Genomic DNA, 12,474 nt, shown 5'->3' on the forward strand with positions numbered 1-12,474 from the left:
GCGGCGTGGCGGGTGAGGGATTCGAACCCCCGAAGGCTACGCCGGCTGATTTACAGTCAGATCCCTTTGGCCGCTTGGGTAACCCGCCTGGCTGCTCCGGCCAGCCTGATGCAGGCTGGCCGGAGGCGCGCACCAAGGATACCGGGGCGACGAGGCCCGACGAAATCACGATGGGGTCTCGGTGACCCGCTCCGCGGGTCCGTCCTTCACCGCGCAGATCGTGTGGCACTGCAGAGGCACATCCCGGCGGTCGGTCCGCCCTGCCGTCGTGCTCCCGGAGCACCCGCTCAGCCCCCGACCTACACTCGTCGGCATGGCGGATTCCTCCTTCGACGTGGTCAGCAAGGTCGACTCCATGGAGGCCGAGAACGCCCTCAACCAGGCGCGCAAGGAGGTCGACCAGCGGTACGACTTCAAGGGCGTCGGCGCCGGGATCGACTTCAAGGGCGAGACGATCACCCTCAAGGCGTCGAGCGAGGAGCGCGTCCGGGCGGTGCTCGACGTCGTCCAGTCGAAGCTCATCAAGCGGGGGATCTCGCTGAAGAGCCTCGATGCCGGTGAGCCGTTCGCGAGCGGCAAGGAGTACCGCATCGAGGCGAAGCTCAAGAGCGGCATCGACAGCGAGCACGCGAAGAAGATCTCGAAGCTCATCCGCGACGAGGGCCCGAAGACCGTGAAGAGCCAGATCCAGGGCGACGAGCTGCGCGTGCAGTCCAAGAGCCGTGACGACCTGCAGTCCACCATCGCCCTGCTGAAGAACGCGGACCTCGACCTCGACCTGCAGTTCATCAACTTCCGCTGACCGGCGGGGCGCTCCCGGTGGCGCCCCGCACGGGTCGACGCCCCACGGGCCAGCAGAACGCCAGGATCCGTTCGCTCCAGCGGGACGAGAGGGCCCTCGGGCGCGTGCTCGGCGCAGGGGCTGCGGACCGCGGCGCCCGGCCTGGGGGCACCACTTCTAGGGCGAGAAGCGAATGAAGCCCCGTCCCTAGACTCCAGCCATGCCCGCCAGCCTCTCCCTGGCGATCACCATCGGCCTCGTCGCGCTCGATCTCGTGATCCGCGTGCTGGCCGTGATCTTCGTGCCGAAGAACCGGCGGCCCACCACGGCGGCCGCGTGGCTGCTGACGATCTTCTTCGTGCCGTACCTGGGCGTGCTCGCCTTCCTGCTGTTCGGCAGCACGAAGCTGTCGAAGCGGCGCCGCGAGAAGCAGCAGACGATCAACCGCTACATCATGAACGCCACGGAGGGCATCGACCAGGCGATACCGGACCACCTGTGGCCGGCCTGGTTCGCGTCCCTCAGCGAGCTGAACCGGCGCCTCGGCGCGATGCCCCTGCTCGGCGGCAACACGGCGCGGCTGTTCGGCGAGTACGACCGCTCGATCGCGGAGATGACCGCGGCCGTCGAGACGGCGGAGTCGTTCGTCCACGTCGAGTTCTACATCCTGTCCCTCGATCCGACGACCGCCCGCTTCTTCGACGCGCTCGAGGCGGCGGTGCAGCGCGGAGTGGCCGTGCGGGTGCTGATGGACCACATCGCGTCGCTGCGCGTGCGGGGCTACCGCGCCACGAAGCGACGCCTCACCGCGATGGGCGCGGAGTGGCACCTGCTGCTGCCGGTGCAGCCGTTTCGCGGCCGCTACCAGCGTCCCGACCTGCGCAACCACCGCAAGATCGTCGTGGTCGACGGCCGCGTCGGCTTCATGGGCTCGCAGAACATGATCGATCGCACCTACGACCGGTGGACCAACCGCCGCCGCGGCCTCAAGTGGAAGGACCTGATGGTCCGTCTCGAGGGCCCGACCGTCGCCGCGCTGAACGCCGTGTTCCTGAGCGACTGGTACTCGGAGACGGACGAGCTCCTCACGCGGGAGGGCCGCCAATCCGTCGAAGCGGTCGGCGAGGAGCACCTCGACTGCCAGCTCGTCCCGAGCGGCCCGGGCTTCGAGGGCGAGAACAACCTGCGGCTCTTCAACGGCCTCATCTACGCGGCGCAGCGTCGGATCGTGCTCACGAGCCCCTACTTCGTGCCCGACGACTCGATGCTGTACGCCGTGACGACCGCGGCCGAGCGCGGCGTCGAGGTCGAGCTCTTCGTCTCCGAGATCGGCGACCAGGCGATGGTCTTCCACGCCCAGCGCTCCTACTACGAGGAGCTGCTGAAGGCGGGCGTCACCATCTGGCTCTACGCGAAGCCCACCATCCTGCACGCGAAGCACTTCACGATCGACGACGACGTCGCGGTCGTGGGGTCGAGCAACCTCGACATGCGGTCCTTCTCGCTGAACCTCGAGGTCTCGATGATGGTCCGCGGCAAGCAGTTCGTGAACGACCTGCGGCAGATCCAGGAGGGGTACCGCCGTGCGAGCCGGCGCCTCACGCTCGAGGAGTGGCAGCGGCGCCCGCTCCGCACCGCCGTCCTCGACAACGTCGCGCGCCTCACCGCCGGCCTCCAGTAGGGGATGCGGCAGGCTGGAGCCCCGCCGCCCGAGAGGAACCGATGGTCGTCGTCGCCCGCGCGCCCGAGCCCCGCTTCGTCCTGGCACCCGACGGGGTGCGGCTCGCGACGTACGAGAGCGGCGACCCGGACGGCGCCACCGTGCTGGCCGTGCACGGGTTCGCGTCGTCCGCGTCCGCCAACTGGTACGCCACCGGCTGGGTGCGGGAGCTGGCGCGGGCGGGCCGCCGGGTGCTCTCGTTCGACCAGCGCGGCCACGGCGCGAGCGGCAAGCCGCATGGACCGTCCGCGTACTCGATGCCGCTCCTCGTCGCGGACGTGCAGACCGTGCTCGACACCTACCTCGCCGATGGCGTGGCCTACGTCGGCTACTCGCTGGGTGCGCGTGTCGGCTGGCATGCCGCGGTGGAGGCGCCGCACCTCGTCGACCGGGCGGTGCTCGGCGGCATCCCGGACGGCGACCCGCTGACCCGCTTCCGCGTCGACGCGGCCCGCCGATTCATCGCCGACGGCACGGCGGTCGGCGACCGGCTGACGGAGACCTACCTCGAGATGGCGGGCGCGCTCCGGGGCAACGATCTGTCCGCGCTCGTGTCGCTCGTCGAGGGGATGCGGGGAAGCACGCAGCCCGACCCGGCGGATCCGCCGCGGGTGCCGGTGCTCTTCGCGACGGGCACCGAGGATCCGATCCTCGAGGCGTCGCGGCGGCTCGCGGCGGCGGCGCCGCAGGGCACGTTCTTCCCGATCCCGGGCCGGGGGCACTTCAACGCGCCGACCTCTCGGGAGTTCCGCGAGCGTGCGCTCGCCTTCCTCGAGGAGACCGGATGACTGAGGCCCGCGTGGTGCGGAGCGCAGCCCGCGTGCTGCTCGTCGACGACGCCGACCGCGTGCTGCTCATCGAGGGCTTCGACCCCGCGGCCGCCGAGCTCGGCACGTGGTGGATCACCCCGGGTGGCGGACGGGAGGCCGACGAGGACGCCGAGCGCGCGGCGGTCCGTGAGGTCTGGGAGGAGACCGGTCTCGTGCTCGAAGCCGCGGCGCTGGCCGGGCCGCTGTGGCGCCGCACGACCGTGTTCCCGTTCGACGGCGCGATCATCGAGCAGACCGAGGACTTCTTCGCCGCCCGGGTAGCGCACTTCGACCCCGCCGGCACCGCCCTGACCGACCTCGAGCATCGGTCGACCGTGCGGATGCGCTGGTGGACCCTCGCGAAGATCGAGGCCTCCGACGCGACGATCTACCCGGAACGCCTCGCCGAGCTGCTCCGCACGGCACTCACCCTCGTCTGACCGCCGCCGTCTGATCGTCGGCTGTGCGTTCGCTTCACTGCGAACCGGTCCGCAGTACCGTCCGGGCATGGCATCACGCAGCATCCGCGTCGCGTTCCGCACCGACGCGTTGAACGACGAGCTCGAGACGCACGACATCGACGTCGCGCCCGAGGCCGAGGACGCGCCCCGAATCCTCGAGAACCCCCACGTCGACTTCCCGGGACGGTGGGCCCTCGTGGGTGGCGACGCCGCCACCGGCTGGATCTACGAGCGCGACCGCGAACTGGCCGACACGAACGACACCGTCGCCCTCTGACCGCTCGCCCACCCGGACGCCCCGTCCGGCCCCCGAAACGCAGGGTTGCCACTTTCCGCCCTTGTGAATCGGTTCATCGGGCAGAAAGTGGCAGGCGCGCGTTGCCGGCTCAGTGGACGGGGTCGCCCAAGGAGGCCGTCAGCATCTCGTCGCGGGGCACGACCTTGACACGGCCGCGCCCCTCGTGAGCACCGAGTGCCACCTCATGGGCATCGAGCAGGTGCCAGCCCTGGACGGTCGTGTAGCGCACGCCGCGTGACTCGAGCAGCTCGACGACCGAGCGCTCGTCCGGGCGCTCGGGCGACCACCACAGGCCGCCGTCGCGGAGCACGTGATCGACCGTCTCCATCGCGTCGGACTTCGTGTGGCCGATGAGCCCGACGGGACCGCGCTTGATCCAGCCGGTCGCGTACACGCCGGCCATCAGCGACCCGTCGTCGCCGAGCACCTGACCCTCGTGATTGGGGATGACCCCGTGCATCCGGTCGAAGGGGATCTCGGGCAGCGGTGAGCCGAAGTACCCGACGGCGCGGTAGACGGCCTGCACCTCCTGGATGCGGAACTCGCCGGTGCCCCGCGCGCCGCCCATCCCGTCCGGCTCGGTGCGCTCCCAGCGGATGCCCGTCACGTGATCGGTGCCGAGGATCTCGACCGGTCGCGCCCACCAGTGGAAGTGCAGGCGCCGGCTCGCGGTCCCGACCTCGCGCTTCCGCCAGCCCTGCAGCACCCGGTCGATGACCAGCACCTGCTTGTTCGTCGCGATCGCCCGCCTCGCGGCCTCGTCGTACTCGAAGTCCTCGTTGTGAACGATCATGTCGACGTCGCGGACCTCGCCGAGCTCGCGCAGCTCGAGCGGCGTGAACTTCACGTTCGCCGGCCCCCGGCGGCCGAGCACGTGCACGTCGGTCACCGGCGAGACGGCGAGCCCGTCGACGACGTTGGGCGGCACCTCGGTGGGCATCAGGTCCTCGACGTGCTTGACGAGCATCCGCGCGACGTCGAGCGCGACGTTGCCGTTCCCGATGACCGCGACCTCGCGGGCGTCGAGCGGCCACTCGCGCGGCACGTCGGGATGGCCGTCGTACCAGCTGACGAGGTCCGCGGCGCCGTAGGAGCCGGGCAGGTCGATGCCGGGGAGGTCGAGATCGGAGTCGCGGATGGCGCCCGTCGAGAAGATCACCGCGTGGTAGTGGCGGCGCAGGTCGGCCAGCGTGATGTCCACCCCGTACTCGACGTTGCCGAACAGCCGCACCGCTCCCCCGTCGAGCACCTCGCGGAGCGCGCCGATGATGCCCTTGATGCGGGGATGGTCCGGCGCGACGCCGTACCGGACGAGTCCGTAGGGGGCGGGCAGCCGCTCGAACAGGTCGATGGAGACGTCGAAGCCGCGGTCGGCCTTCTTGGCGATGTCGGCGGCGTAGATCCCGGCGGGTCCCGCACCGACGATGGCGAGGCGGAGCGTGGTCACGAGAAGTCCTTTCGGAACGGACGGGGCATCCGGCGGGAGCCGCATCCGTGGGGCGTCAGCTGGAACGGTCGACGAGCAGGTCGGCGAAGCGCACCAGCGCCCGCTTCACGCCGCCCTCCGGCAGCGGATCGAGGGCGCCGACGGCCTCCGCGGCCCACCGGTGCGCCTCGCTGGTGGTGTCGGCGGTCACCTCGTGGGCCCGCAGGTCGGCGATGGCCGACTCGAGGGCCCGGTCGTCGGCACCCTCGACGCCCTCGTCGATGCGGAGCAGGAGCGCGGCGCCCTCCGGGTCGGTAAGCGCCCGGCGGCGCAGGTAGAGCAGCGGGAGGGTCGGCACGCCCGCGCGCAGGTCGGTGCCGGCCGTCTTGCCGGTCTGCGCGTCCTGGGGGGCGAGGTCGATGACGTCGTCGATCAGCTGGAAGGCGACGCCGATCCGCTCGCCGAACCGGGCAAGGGGCTGCCGGTACTCCTCGGGCGCATGGGAGAACGTGGCTCCCCACTCGGCCGCGGCGGCGATGAGGGCCCCGGTCTTGTCGCTGAGCACCTGGAGGTAGTGCTCGACCGGGTCCTCCCCCGGCTGCGGACCGATGGTCTCGTGCAGCTGCCCGAGCACCAGCCGCTCGAAGGTCTGGGTCTGCGAGATCGCCGTCGACCCGTCGATCTCCGCGATGAGCTTGCTGGCGCGGGCGAAGAGGAGATCGCCGGTGAGGATCGCGACCGAGTTGCCCCAGACCGTCTGCGCGCTCGGGACGCCCCGCCGCTGCTCCGCCTCGTCCATGACGTCGTCGTGGTACAGCGATGCGAGATGGGTGATCTCCACGGCCTCGGCAGCGAGGATCACGTCGGGCGTGATGCCGTCGCCGAGCTGCGCCGTGAGCAGGGTGAGCAGCGGCCGCACGCGTTTTCCGCCCGCGGCCAGCAGGTAGCGGGAAGTGACGTCGGCGAACGCGTCGTCGAAGGTGACCCGTTCCAGCAGTCCCTGCTCGACCTGCTCGAGTCCCTCCTCGATGCGGGCGGCGAGGCTGCGCTCGCTCGCCGAGACGAAGAGCCGCTCGGTGAGCCCGAACTGCGCTGAGAGCGACTTGCTGCGGCGTGCGACCGGGGTGCGGGTCGTCACTCGCTCGCCCAGACCCCGGCCGCGGGCTTCACGCCGCGGTGCAGCGCCACGATGCCGCCCGTCAGGTTGCGGTACCGCACCTGCTTGAATCCGGCCTCGCGCATCCAGGCGGCGAGCGTGGTCTGGTCCGCCCAGGCCTTGATCGAGTCGCCGAGGTAGTCGTACGCGGGGGCGTTCGAGCTGGCGAGCCTGGAGATGGCCGGCATCGCGCGCTCGAGGTACGCGAAGTAGGCGGCCCGCACGGGCGCGAGCGGTGGCTTCGAGAACTCGCAGATCACGATGCGGGCGCCCGGCTTCGACACCCGGTACATCTCGGCGAGCGCGCGATGCGGATCGGCGACGTTGCGGAGGCCGAAGGAGATGGTCACGGCGTCGAACTCGTCGTCGCCGAAGGGCAGGGCGAGCGCATCGGCGAAGACGAACTCGACCCGCTGGTCGTCCTGGTGGCGGGCGCGGCCGACGGCCAGCATGCCCTTCGAGAAATCGGCCGCGACGACCCGGGCGCCCGACCGCGCGAGCGCCTCGCTCGAGGTGCCCGTGCCGGCGGCCAGATCGAGGATCCGCTCCCCCGGCCGCGGCGCGACGGCACGCACCGTGGCGATGCGCCACAGCGCGGCGTTGCCGCCCGACAGCACGGCGTTCGTCACGTCGTACCGTCGCGAGACCCGGTCGAACATCGCCGCCACGTCGGCTGGCTTCTTGGTGAGGTCGGCCGAGGACACCCTGCGAGTCTACTTCGAGCGCGCACGCGTACTCTGTGCGGGTGACGGATCGGGCCGCAGGGGAATTCTCCGCTGCGACCAGGGAGATCTCCGATATCGGGGGCGCGGACGACGCCGCGACGGCCGAGTTCGGTGCGCCTGTCGCCGTGTGGGCGAGGGGCGAGGACCGCCTGCTCGCGTTCGGCGTCGCGCACCGCGTCGTCTCGTCCGGAGCACGCCGGATCCGCGAAGCCGCCGACGCCTGGCGGGCGCTGATCGCCGGCGCCCGGATCGACGACCCGCTCCGGCTCCCCGGCACGGGTCTGATCGCGCTCGGCGCGTTCGCGTTCGCGGACGGATCGGCGACCCCGAGCACCCTGGTCGTACCCCGGCGGGTGGTCGGTCGTCGCGACGGCGTCGCGTTCGTCACGGACATCGGGGGACACGGCGACCCGGCTGCCCCCGCGGCGCCGGCGACGGCCCCGGGCGACCGTTTCGCCCGGGCCGACTACGAGGCCGCCGTCTCGGCCGCCGTCGCCCGCATCCGGAACGGCGGCCTCGAGAAGGTCGTGCTCGCCCGCGACCTCGCGCTGGAGGTCCCGCCCGGCTTCGACGTGACGGGCGCGCTGCGGGTCCTCCGCCGGCGCTACCGCGACGCGTGGACCTTCGCCGTGGACGGGTTCTTCGGCGCGAGCCCCGAGACGCTCGCCACGGTGCACGGCAACGCCGTGACGGCCCGGGTGCTCGCCGGCACCGCGGCCCGCGACGACGACCCGGTGGTCGACGCGTCGGCGAGGGACGCGCTGCTCGCCTCGCCGAAGAACCGCTTCGAGCACGCCCTGGCCGTGGACAGCCTGCTCCTCACCCTGGGGGGCATGGTGGACGACCTCACCCTCGGACGGCCGTTCGCGCTCGGCCTCCCGAACGTGTGGCACCTCGCGACCGACGCCACCGCGCTGCTCACGGACGGGAGGACGGCGCTCGACCTGGTCGACGCGCTGCACCCGACCGCGGCGGTCGCGGGGGCGCCCCGCGACGCCGCGCTCGCGCTGATCGAGGAGCTCGAGCCGTTCGACCGCGGCCGGTACGCGGGTCCGGTGGGTTGGATCGGGGCGACGGGCGACGGCGAATGGGCGATCGGCCTGCGATCCGCGCAGATCGAGACGCCCGACCGCGTGCGCGCATATGCCGGTGCGGGCATCGTCGCGGGATCCGTCGCGAAGAGCGAGCTGGCGGAGACCGGATGGAAGTTCGCGCCGGTGCTCGAAGCGCTCGGGCTGCCGCTCAGCGCGGCAACGGGACCTCGAGCAGGCTCGGACCCCGTGGCGGTGCCGTGAGCGCACGGTCGAGGTCGCCCCGCGTCGTCACGCGCTGGTACGCCCAGCCGTAGGCGGCCGCCAGCGCCTCGAGCTCCACAGGGCGCGGGGTGAGCAGCACACGGTCGAACGCCGCGGGATCGGCGGTGCCCGCCACCTCGAGCGAGTCGAACAGGGTGCCGCCACCGTCGTTGCCCACCAGCACCTGCACGCGCGGGGCCGGCTCGTCGGGGGTGCGCAGCAGCGCGCCGGCGTCGTGGAGCAGCGCGAGGTCGCCGAGCAGCACCCGGACGGTGCCGGCCCGCACGGCCGGGTCGATGCCCGCGGCGACGCCGAGCGCCGTGCTGATGGTGCCGTCGATGCCGGCGAGGCCGCGGTTCGCGATCACGCGGATCCGCTTGCCGGGCACGGCGCCGTCGGCCACCCGGATGAGCCGGCTGGCGCCGAGGACGAGTCGGTCGTGCGGCCACGTGGCCCGCCAGACCGCGTCGACGAGGAAGCGGCGAGTGATCGGGGCGCGGACCGCGGCGAGCTCGGCCTGCGTGAGGGCGCGACGCTCCTTGGCGCCGGTCGCGGCGGGATCACCGATGTAGGGCACGTCGTCGGTGCGATCGAGGATCGCGCGGGAGGCCCCGACCCAGCGTCCCGTCCAGGACCGATCCGGATCCGGGGCGGACGCCGCGACGTCGGCGGTGCGGCGCGCGCGGCCCCGCGTCGGGTCGAACCAGTCCCCACCAGGAGGGCCGACGAGCACGACGTCCAGGCCGTCGCGGGCGAGCAGTCGCGGGACCTGGCGACTCAGGGTCGGATGCCCGAGGACCACGACCCGCTCGATCCGGCCCCCGAAGTCGGCGTCGTCGAGCAGCTCGCGGTAGGCCACGACGAGGTTGGGGCCGAACCGGGCGCCGCTCGACACCTCGGCCAGGAGCGGGGCGTTCAGGGCGCGGGCGAAGGCCTCGGCCCCCTCGCCCGCCTTGTCCCCGGCGATCACGACGGTGCGGCGGCCGGGTTCGAGCACGAGCGGTTCGATCGGCGGCCGGGGCCTCGCCGCGGGGGGCGGCGGCGGCTCCGCCCCCGGATCTCCGGACAGCGGCTCCCGGTAGGCCAGGTTCAGGTGCACGGGCCCACGCCCGTCGACCGCCGCTCGCCAGGCCTCGGCCGCGAGCGCGGCGGCCCGGGTCACGTCGTCGTCGCCCTCCGGCGCCGCCAGGTCCCACTCCGCGCGGACGGCCGCGGCGAACATCCCCGGCTGCACGGTCGTCTGGTTCGAGCCCGTGCCCCGCAGCTCCGCAGGCCGGTCGGCGGTGAGCAGGAGCATCGGCACCCCCGCGTGGTGCGCCTCGAGCACGGCGGGATGCAGCTCCGCGACCGCGGTGCCCGACGTCACCACGACGGCCGCGGGCCTCCCGGTCTCGATCCCGAGGCCGAGCGCGGTGAACGCGCCGACGCGCTCGTCGATCCGCACGTGCAGCCGCAGCGCCCCAGCCCTCTCGAGCCCGGCTGCGGCGAGGGCGAGCGCCTGCGACCGCGACCCGGGAGAGACGACGACGTCGGTCAGACCGGCGCCGACGAGCGCGCCGAGGAGCGCGGCCGCGGCACGGCCGGCCGGGCTCGGCTCAGCCACCCGGCGCGGCGCCGTCCTCGCCCGACTCGCGCTCGAGGCGCGCGAGGTCCTCCTCCATCCGGCGGATCCGCTCCTCCCCGGTCATCGCCGCGTAGCCGGACGGCGGGACGGCCGGCGGAGCGACGACGGACCCCCGACGCGCGGCCGGCGCGACGCGATCGCGCCCGACACCGAGCCAGAGCGCGCTGCCGAGCAGCGGCAGCAGCACGATGAGCACCAGCCAGAGGCCCTTCGGGATGCCCTTGACCTGCGGATCGGGCGTCAGGATGCAGTTCACGATCGAGTACAGCTCGAGCACGAGCACGACGAGCGCGACGACGAGCTCGATCCTGGCCACGGGGTCAGCGTAAGCCCGGCCGCCAGGACCGTCAGCGGTGGCGGCCGTCCCCGCCGTCGTCGTCGGAGTCCGAGTCGAGGTTCGCGAGCTCCTGCTCGAGCAGCGCCAGCTCGTCGTCGATCGGGGCGTGCGCCGGAGCGGGCGCCGGACCCGTGCCACCGCCGAGGAACGCCGGATCGTCGTCGGGCGGCAGGGGGCGGCGTCGGAGCGGACCGCGGCCGATGAGGAACCAGAGCACGCCGCCGAGCACCGGCAGCAGCAGCACCACGAGCAGCCACAGCGCCTTCGGGATGCCGCGCACGCGGGCTCGCTCCGTGAGGGCGCAATCGACCAGCGCGAAGATCGTGAAGACGACGACCGCGATCACGACTCCCACGACCAGTCGCGCCATGTCGTCACTGTAGATCAGCGCGGAGGGGGCGCCGCGCGCCCGGAGGTCCCCATCGCATAGGTATTCCCTGTGATCGGCGCGGCGCCCGGCCGGACCCCGCGGCCTATCCTGAAGCGGTGACCGAGCAGGCCGGACGACGACGGGGGATGCCCGCCTGGATCGTCTTCTCCGTGCTCCGGGTGCTCGCGTTCGTGGTGCCGCTCGCGGTCTCGTACGCGCTGGGGGCGAGCCTGCTGCTCGCCGCCCTGATCGCCGCGATCGTCGGGCTCTGCATCTCCGTGATCTTCCTGTCCCGGCAGCGGCGCGCGTTCTCCGGCGAGCTCGCCGACCTGCGTGCGCGGCCGGACAAGCCCCGCAAGCCCGACACCGGCGAGGACGAGCTCGTCGAGGACGCCGCGATCGAGCCCGGGCCCCGGTGAACGGGCACGACCGGGCTCAGAACGCCAGCGCGGCCGCCAGGCCGAGGCCGTAGACCAGGGCTGCGATGCCGGTGAGGTTGAGCGCCAGCACGAGCTCCCTCGGCATCTTCGCCGTGGCGGTGATCAGCACCGCCGGCCCGGACAGCAGCACCGTCAGGAACACGAGCGACGCCGACGGATAGAAGATCGTCAGGTACCCGAGCACCAGGTAGGGCACGAGCATCAGGACGCCGTAGAGGATCCGGCTGCCGCGGGCGCCGATCCGCACGCTGAGCGTGCGCTTGCCCGCCGCCCTGTCCTGCTCGATGTCGCGCAGGTTGTTCACGAGCAGCACCGCGCAGGCGATGCAGCCGATGGCGACGGAGCAGAACCACGCCTCCGCCGTGACGTCGCCGATGAGCACGAAGGTGGTGCCGGCGGTGGCGGCGACGCCGAAGAAGAGGAAGACGGCGATCTCGCCGAACCCGGCGTAGCCGTAGGGACGCTTGCCGCCTGTGTAGAACCACGCGGCCAGCAGGGCGGCGGCACCCACGGCGAGCAGCCACCAGACCTGCGTGAGAACGACGATCGCGACGCCGGCCGCCGCCGCGAGCAGGAAGCAGGCGAGGGCCACCGCGAGCACCGTGCGGGGCTTCACCCTGCCGGAGGCGGTGAGCCGCGCCGGCCCGACGCGGAAGCGGTCCGTGCCCCGGACGCCGTCCGAGTAGTCGTTGGCGAAGTTGACGCCGATCTGCAGGAGCAGCGCGACCGCGAGGCAGAGCCAAGCGAGCCACAGGTGGTGCCCGCCGCCGCCCGCGACGGCGGCGCCCGTGCCGAGCGCGACGGGCGCGATGGCGAGGGGAAGCGTTCGGGGCCGGGCGCCGGAGATCCAGCCCGCCGGGCGCTGAGGCCGGGCGGCCGTCGATCGGGTCGCCGACTTCGCCGGGCTGCGCCGGACCGGGGGCCGCTTGGTCGTCGTACTCCTCGCCACGGCGTCACATCCTAGGGAGCGAGCCCATGCCGCACCGTCCATCACGCGGTTCCGGAGTTCCTGCACGGCGCGCCGCGCCGCGG

General features: G+C 72.8%; 14 protein-coding genes and 1 tRNA gene. 7 read left to right on the forward strand and 8 right to left on the reverse strand.

The window, feature by feature from the left end; all coding sequences use genetic code 11:
* Positions 1 to 6: 6 nt before the first annotated feature.
* A tRNA-Tyr gene (locus JWQ92_RS07790) sits at positions 7 to 88 on the reverse strand.
* A gap of 225 nt (positions 89 to 313) precedes the next feature.
* On the opposite strand from JWQ92_RS07790, the gene JWQ92_RS07795 reads away from it, so the two are divergent.
* The 5 genes from JWQ92_RS07795 (at position 314) to JWQ92_RS07815 (ending at position 4,048) form a co-directional block, all read left to right on the forward strand.
* Positions 314 to 802: a YajQ family cyclic di-GMP-binding protein gene (locus JWQ92_RS07795; RefSeq protein WP_297343895.1), complete on the forward strand. Its 489-nt coding sequence runs from the start codon at positions 314 to 316 to the stop codon at positions 800 to 802.
* 199 nt (positions 803 to 1,001) lie between these two features.
* A complete protein-coding gene (gene cls / locus JWQ92_RS07800) occupies positions 1,002 to 2,462 on the forward strand; it encodes a cardiolipin synthase (protein ID WP_297343896.1) in 1,461 nt (486 codons plus the stop codon).
* A 41-nt stretch (positions 2,463 to 2,503) separates the two neighbouring features.
* Complete coding sequence (locus tag JWQ92_RS07805) at positions 2,504 to 3,289, forward strand: alpha/beta fold hydrolase (protein ID WP_297343897.1); 786 nt, start codon at positions 2,504 to 2,506, stop codon at positions 3,287 to 3,289.
* On the forward strand, positions 3,286 to 3,750 hold the full coding sequence (locus JWQ92_RS07810; RefSeq protein WP_297343898.1) for an NUDIX domain-containing protein: 465 nt from the start codon (positions 3,286 to 3,288) through the stop codon (positions 3,748 to 3,750). The genes JWQ92_RS07805 and JWQ92_RS07810 overlap by 4 nt, the downstream gene beginning before the upstream one ends.
* Positions 3,751 to 3,817: 67 nt before the next feature.
* Complete coding sequence (locus JWQ92_RS07815) at positions 3,818 to 4,048, forward strand: hypothetical protein (protein WP_297343899.1); 231 nt, start codon at positions 3,818 to 3,820, stop codon at positions 4,046 to 4,048.
* Positions 4,049 to 4,157: 109 nt separating this feature from the next.
* Here JWQ92_RS07815 and JWQ92_RS07820 read toward each other — a convergent pair whose 3' ends face one another.
* The 3 genes from JWQ92_RS07820 to JWQ92_RS07830 are packed head-to-tail and all read right to left on the reverse strand — an operon-like array spanning position 4,158 to position 7,355.
* Complete coding sequence (locus JWQ92_RS07820) at positions 4,158 to 5,516, reverse strand: FAD-dependent oxidoreductase (RefSeq protein WP_297343900.1); 1,359 nt, start codon at positions 5,514 to 5,516, stop codon at positions 4,158 to 4,160.
* Between the two features lie 55 nt (positions 5,517 to 5,571).
* Positions 5,572 to 6,633 carry a polyprenyl synthetase family protein gene (locus tag JWQ92_RS07825; RefSeq protein WP_297343901.1) on the reverse strand — a complete coding sequence of 354 codons (1,062 nt, stop codon included), beginning with the start codon at positions 6,631 to 6,633 and terminating at the stop codon, positions 5,572 to 5,574.
* The gene (locus JWQ92_RS07830; RefSeq protein WP_297343902.1) at positions 6,630 to 7,355 is read right to left on the reverse strand and encodes a demethylmenaquinone methyltransferase; all 726 of its coding nucleotides are present in this window, start codon (positions 7,353 to 7,355) and stop codon (positions 6,630 to 6,632) included. The genes JWQ92_RS07825 and JWQ92_RS07830 overlap by 4 nt, the downstream gene beginning before the upstream one ends.
* A 41-nt stretch (positions 7,356 to 7,396) precedes the next feature.
* On the opposite strand from JWQ92_RS07830, the gene JWQ92_RS07835 reads away from it, so the two are divergent.
* Positions 7,397 to 8,671 carry an isochorismate synthase MenF gene (locus JWQ92_RS07835; protein ID WP_297343903.1) on the forward strand — a complete coding sequence of 425 codons (1,275 nt, stop codon included), beginning with the start codon at positions 7,397 to 7,399 and terminating at the stop codon, positions 8,669 to 8,671.
* Here the strand turns inward: JWQ92_RS07835 and menD are convergent.
* From menD to JWQ92_RS07850, 3 genes are read right to left on the reverse strand one after another with little or no spacing between them, the layout of a single operon-like run.
* Positions 8,619 to 10,274, reverse strand: a complete 1,656-nt coding sequence (menD, locus tag JWQ92_RS07840) for a 2-succinyl-5-enolpyruvyl-6-hydroxy-3-cyclohexene-1-carboxylic-acid synthase (RefSeq protein ID WP_297343904.1) — start codon at positions 10,272 to 10,274, stop codon at positions 8,619 to 8,621. The genes JWQ92_RS07835 and menD overlap by 53 nt on opposite strands.
* Positions 10,267 to 10,611 carry a hypothetical protein gene (locus JWQ92_RS07845; protein WP_297343905.1) on the reverse strand — a complete coding sequence of 115 codons (345 nt, stop codon included), beginning with the start codon at positions 10,609 to 10,611 and terminating at the stop codon, positions 10,267 to 10,269. The genes menD and JWQ92_RS07845 overlap by 8 nt, the downstream gene beginning before the upstream one ends.
* 31 nt (positions 10,612 to 10,642) lie before the next feature.
* A complete protein-coding gene (locus tag JWQ92_RS07850; RefSeq protein ID WP_297343906.1) occupies positions 10,643 to 11,002 on the reverse strand; it encodes a PLDc N-terminal domain-containing protein in 360 nt (119 codons plus the stop codon).
* A 116-nt stretch (positions 11,003 to 11,118) separates the two neighbouring features.
* Between JWQ92_RS07850 and JWQ92_RS07855 the strand changes: the two genes are divergently transcribed.
* Positions 11,119 to 11,421 carry a DUF4229 domain-containing protein gene (locus JWQ92_RS07855; RefSeq protein ID WP_297343907.1) on the forward strand — a complete coding sequence of 101 codons (303 nt, stop codon included), beginning with the start codon at positions 11,119 to 11,121 and terminating at the stop codon, positions 11,419 to 11,421.
* A gap of 16 nt (positions 11,422 to 11,437) precedes the next feature.
* Here JWQ92_RS07855 and JWQ92_RS07860 read toward each other — a convergent pair whose 3' ends face one another.
* Entirely contained in the window at positions 11,438 to 12,391 is a 954-nt protein-coding gene (locus JWQ92_RS07860) for a 1,4-dihydroxy-2-naphthoate polyprenyltransferase (protein WP_297343908.1), read from the reverse strand.
* Positions 12,392 to 12,474 lie beyond the last annotated feature (83 nt).

Origin of the sequence: Amnibacterium sp. (assembly GCF_025463795.1) — a bacterium.
Classification (GTDB): Bacteria; Actinomycetota; Actinomycetes; order Actinomycetales; family Microbacteriaceae; genus Amnibacterium.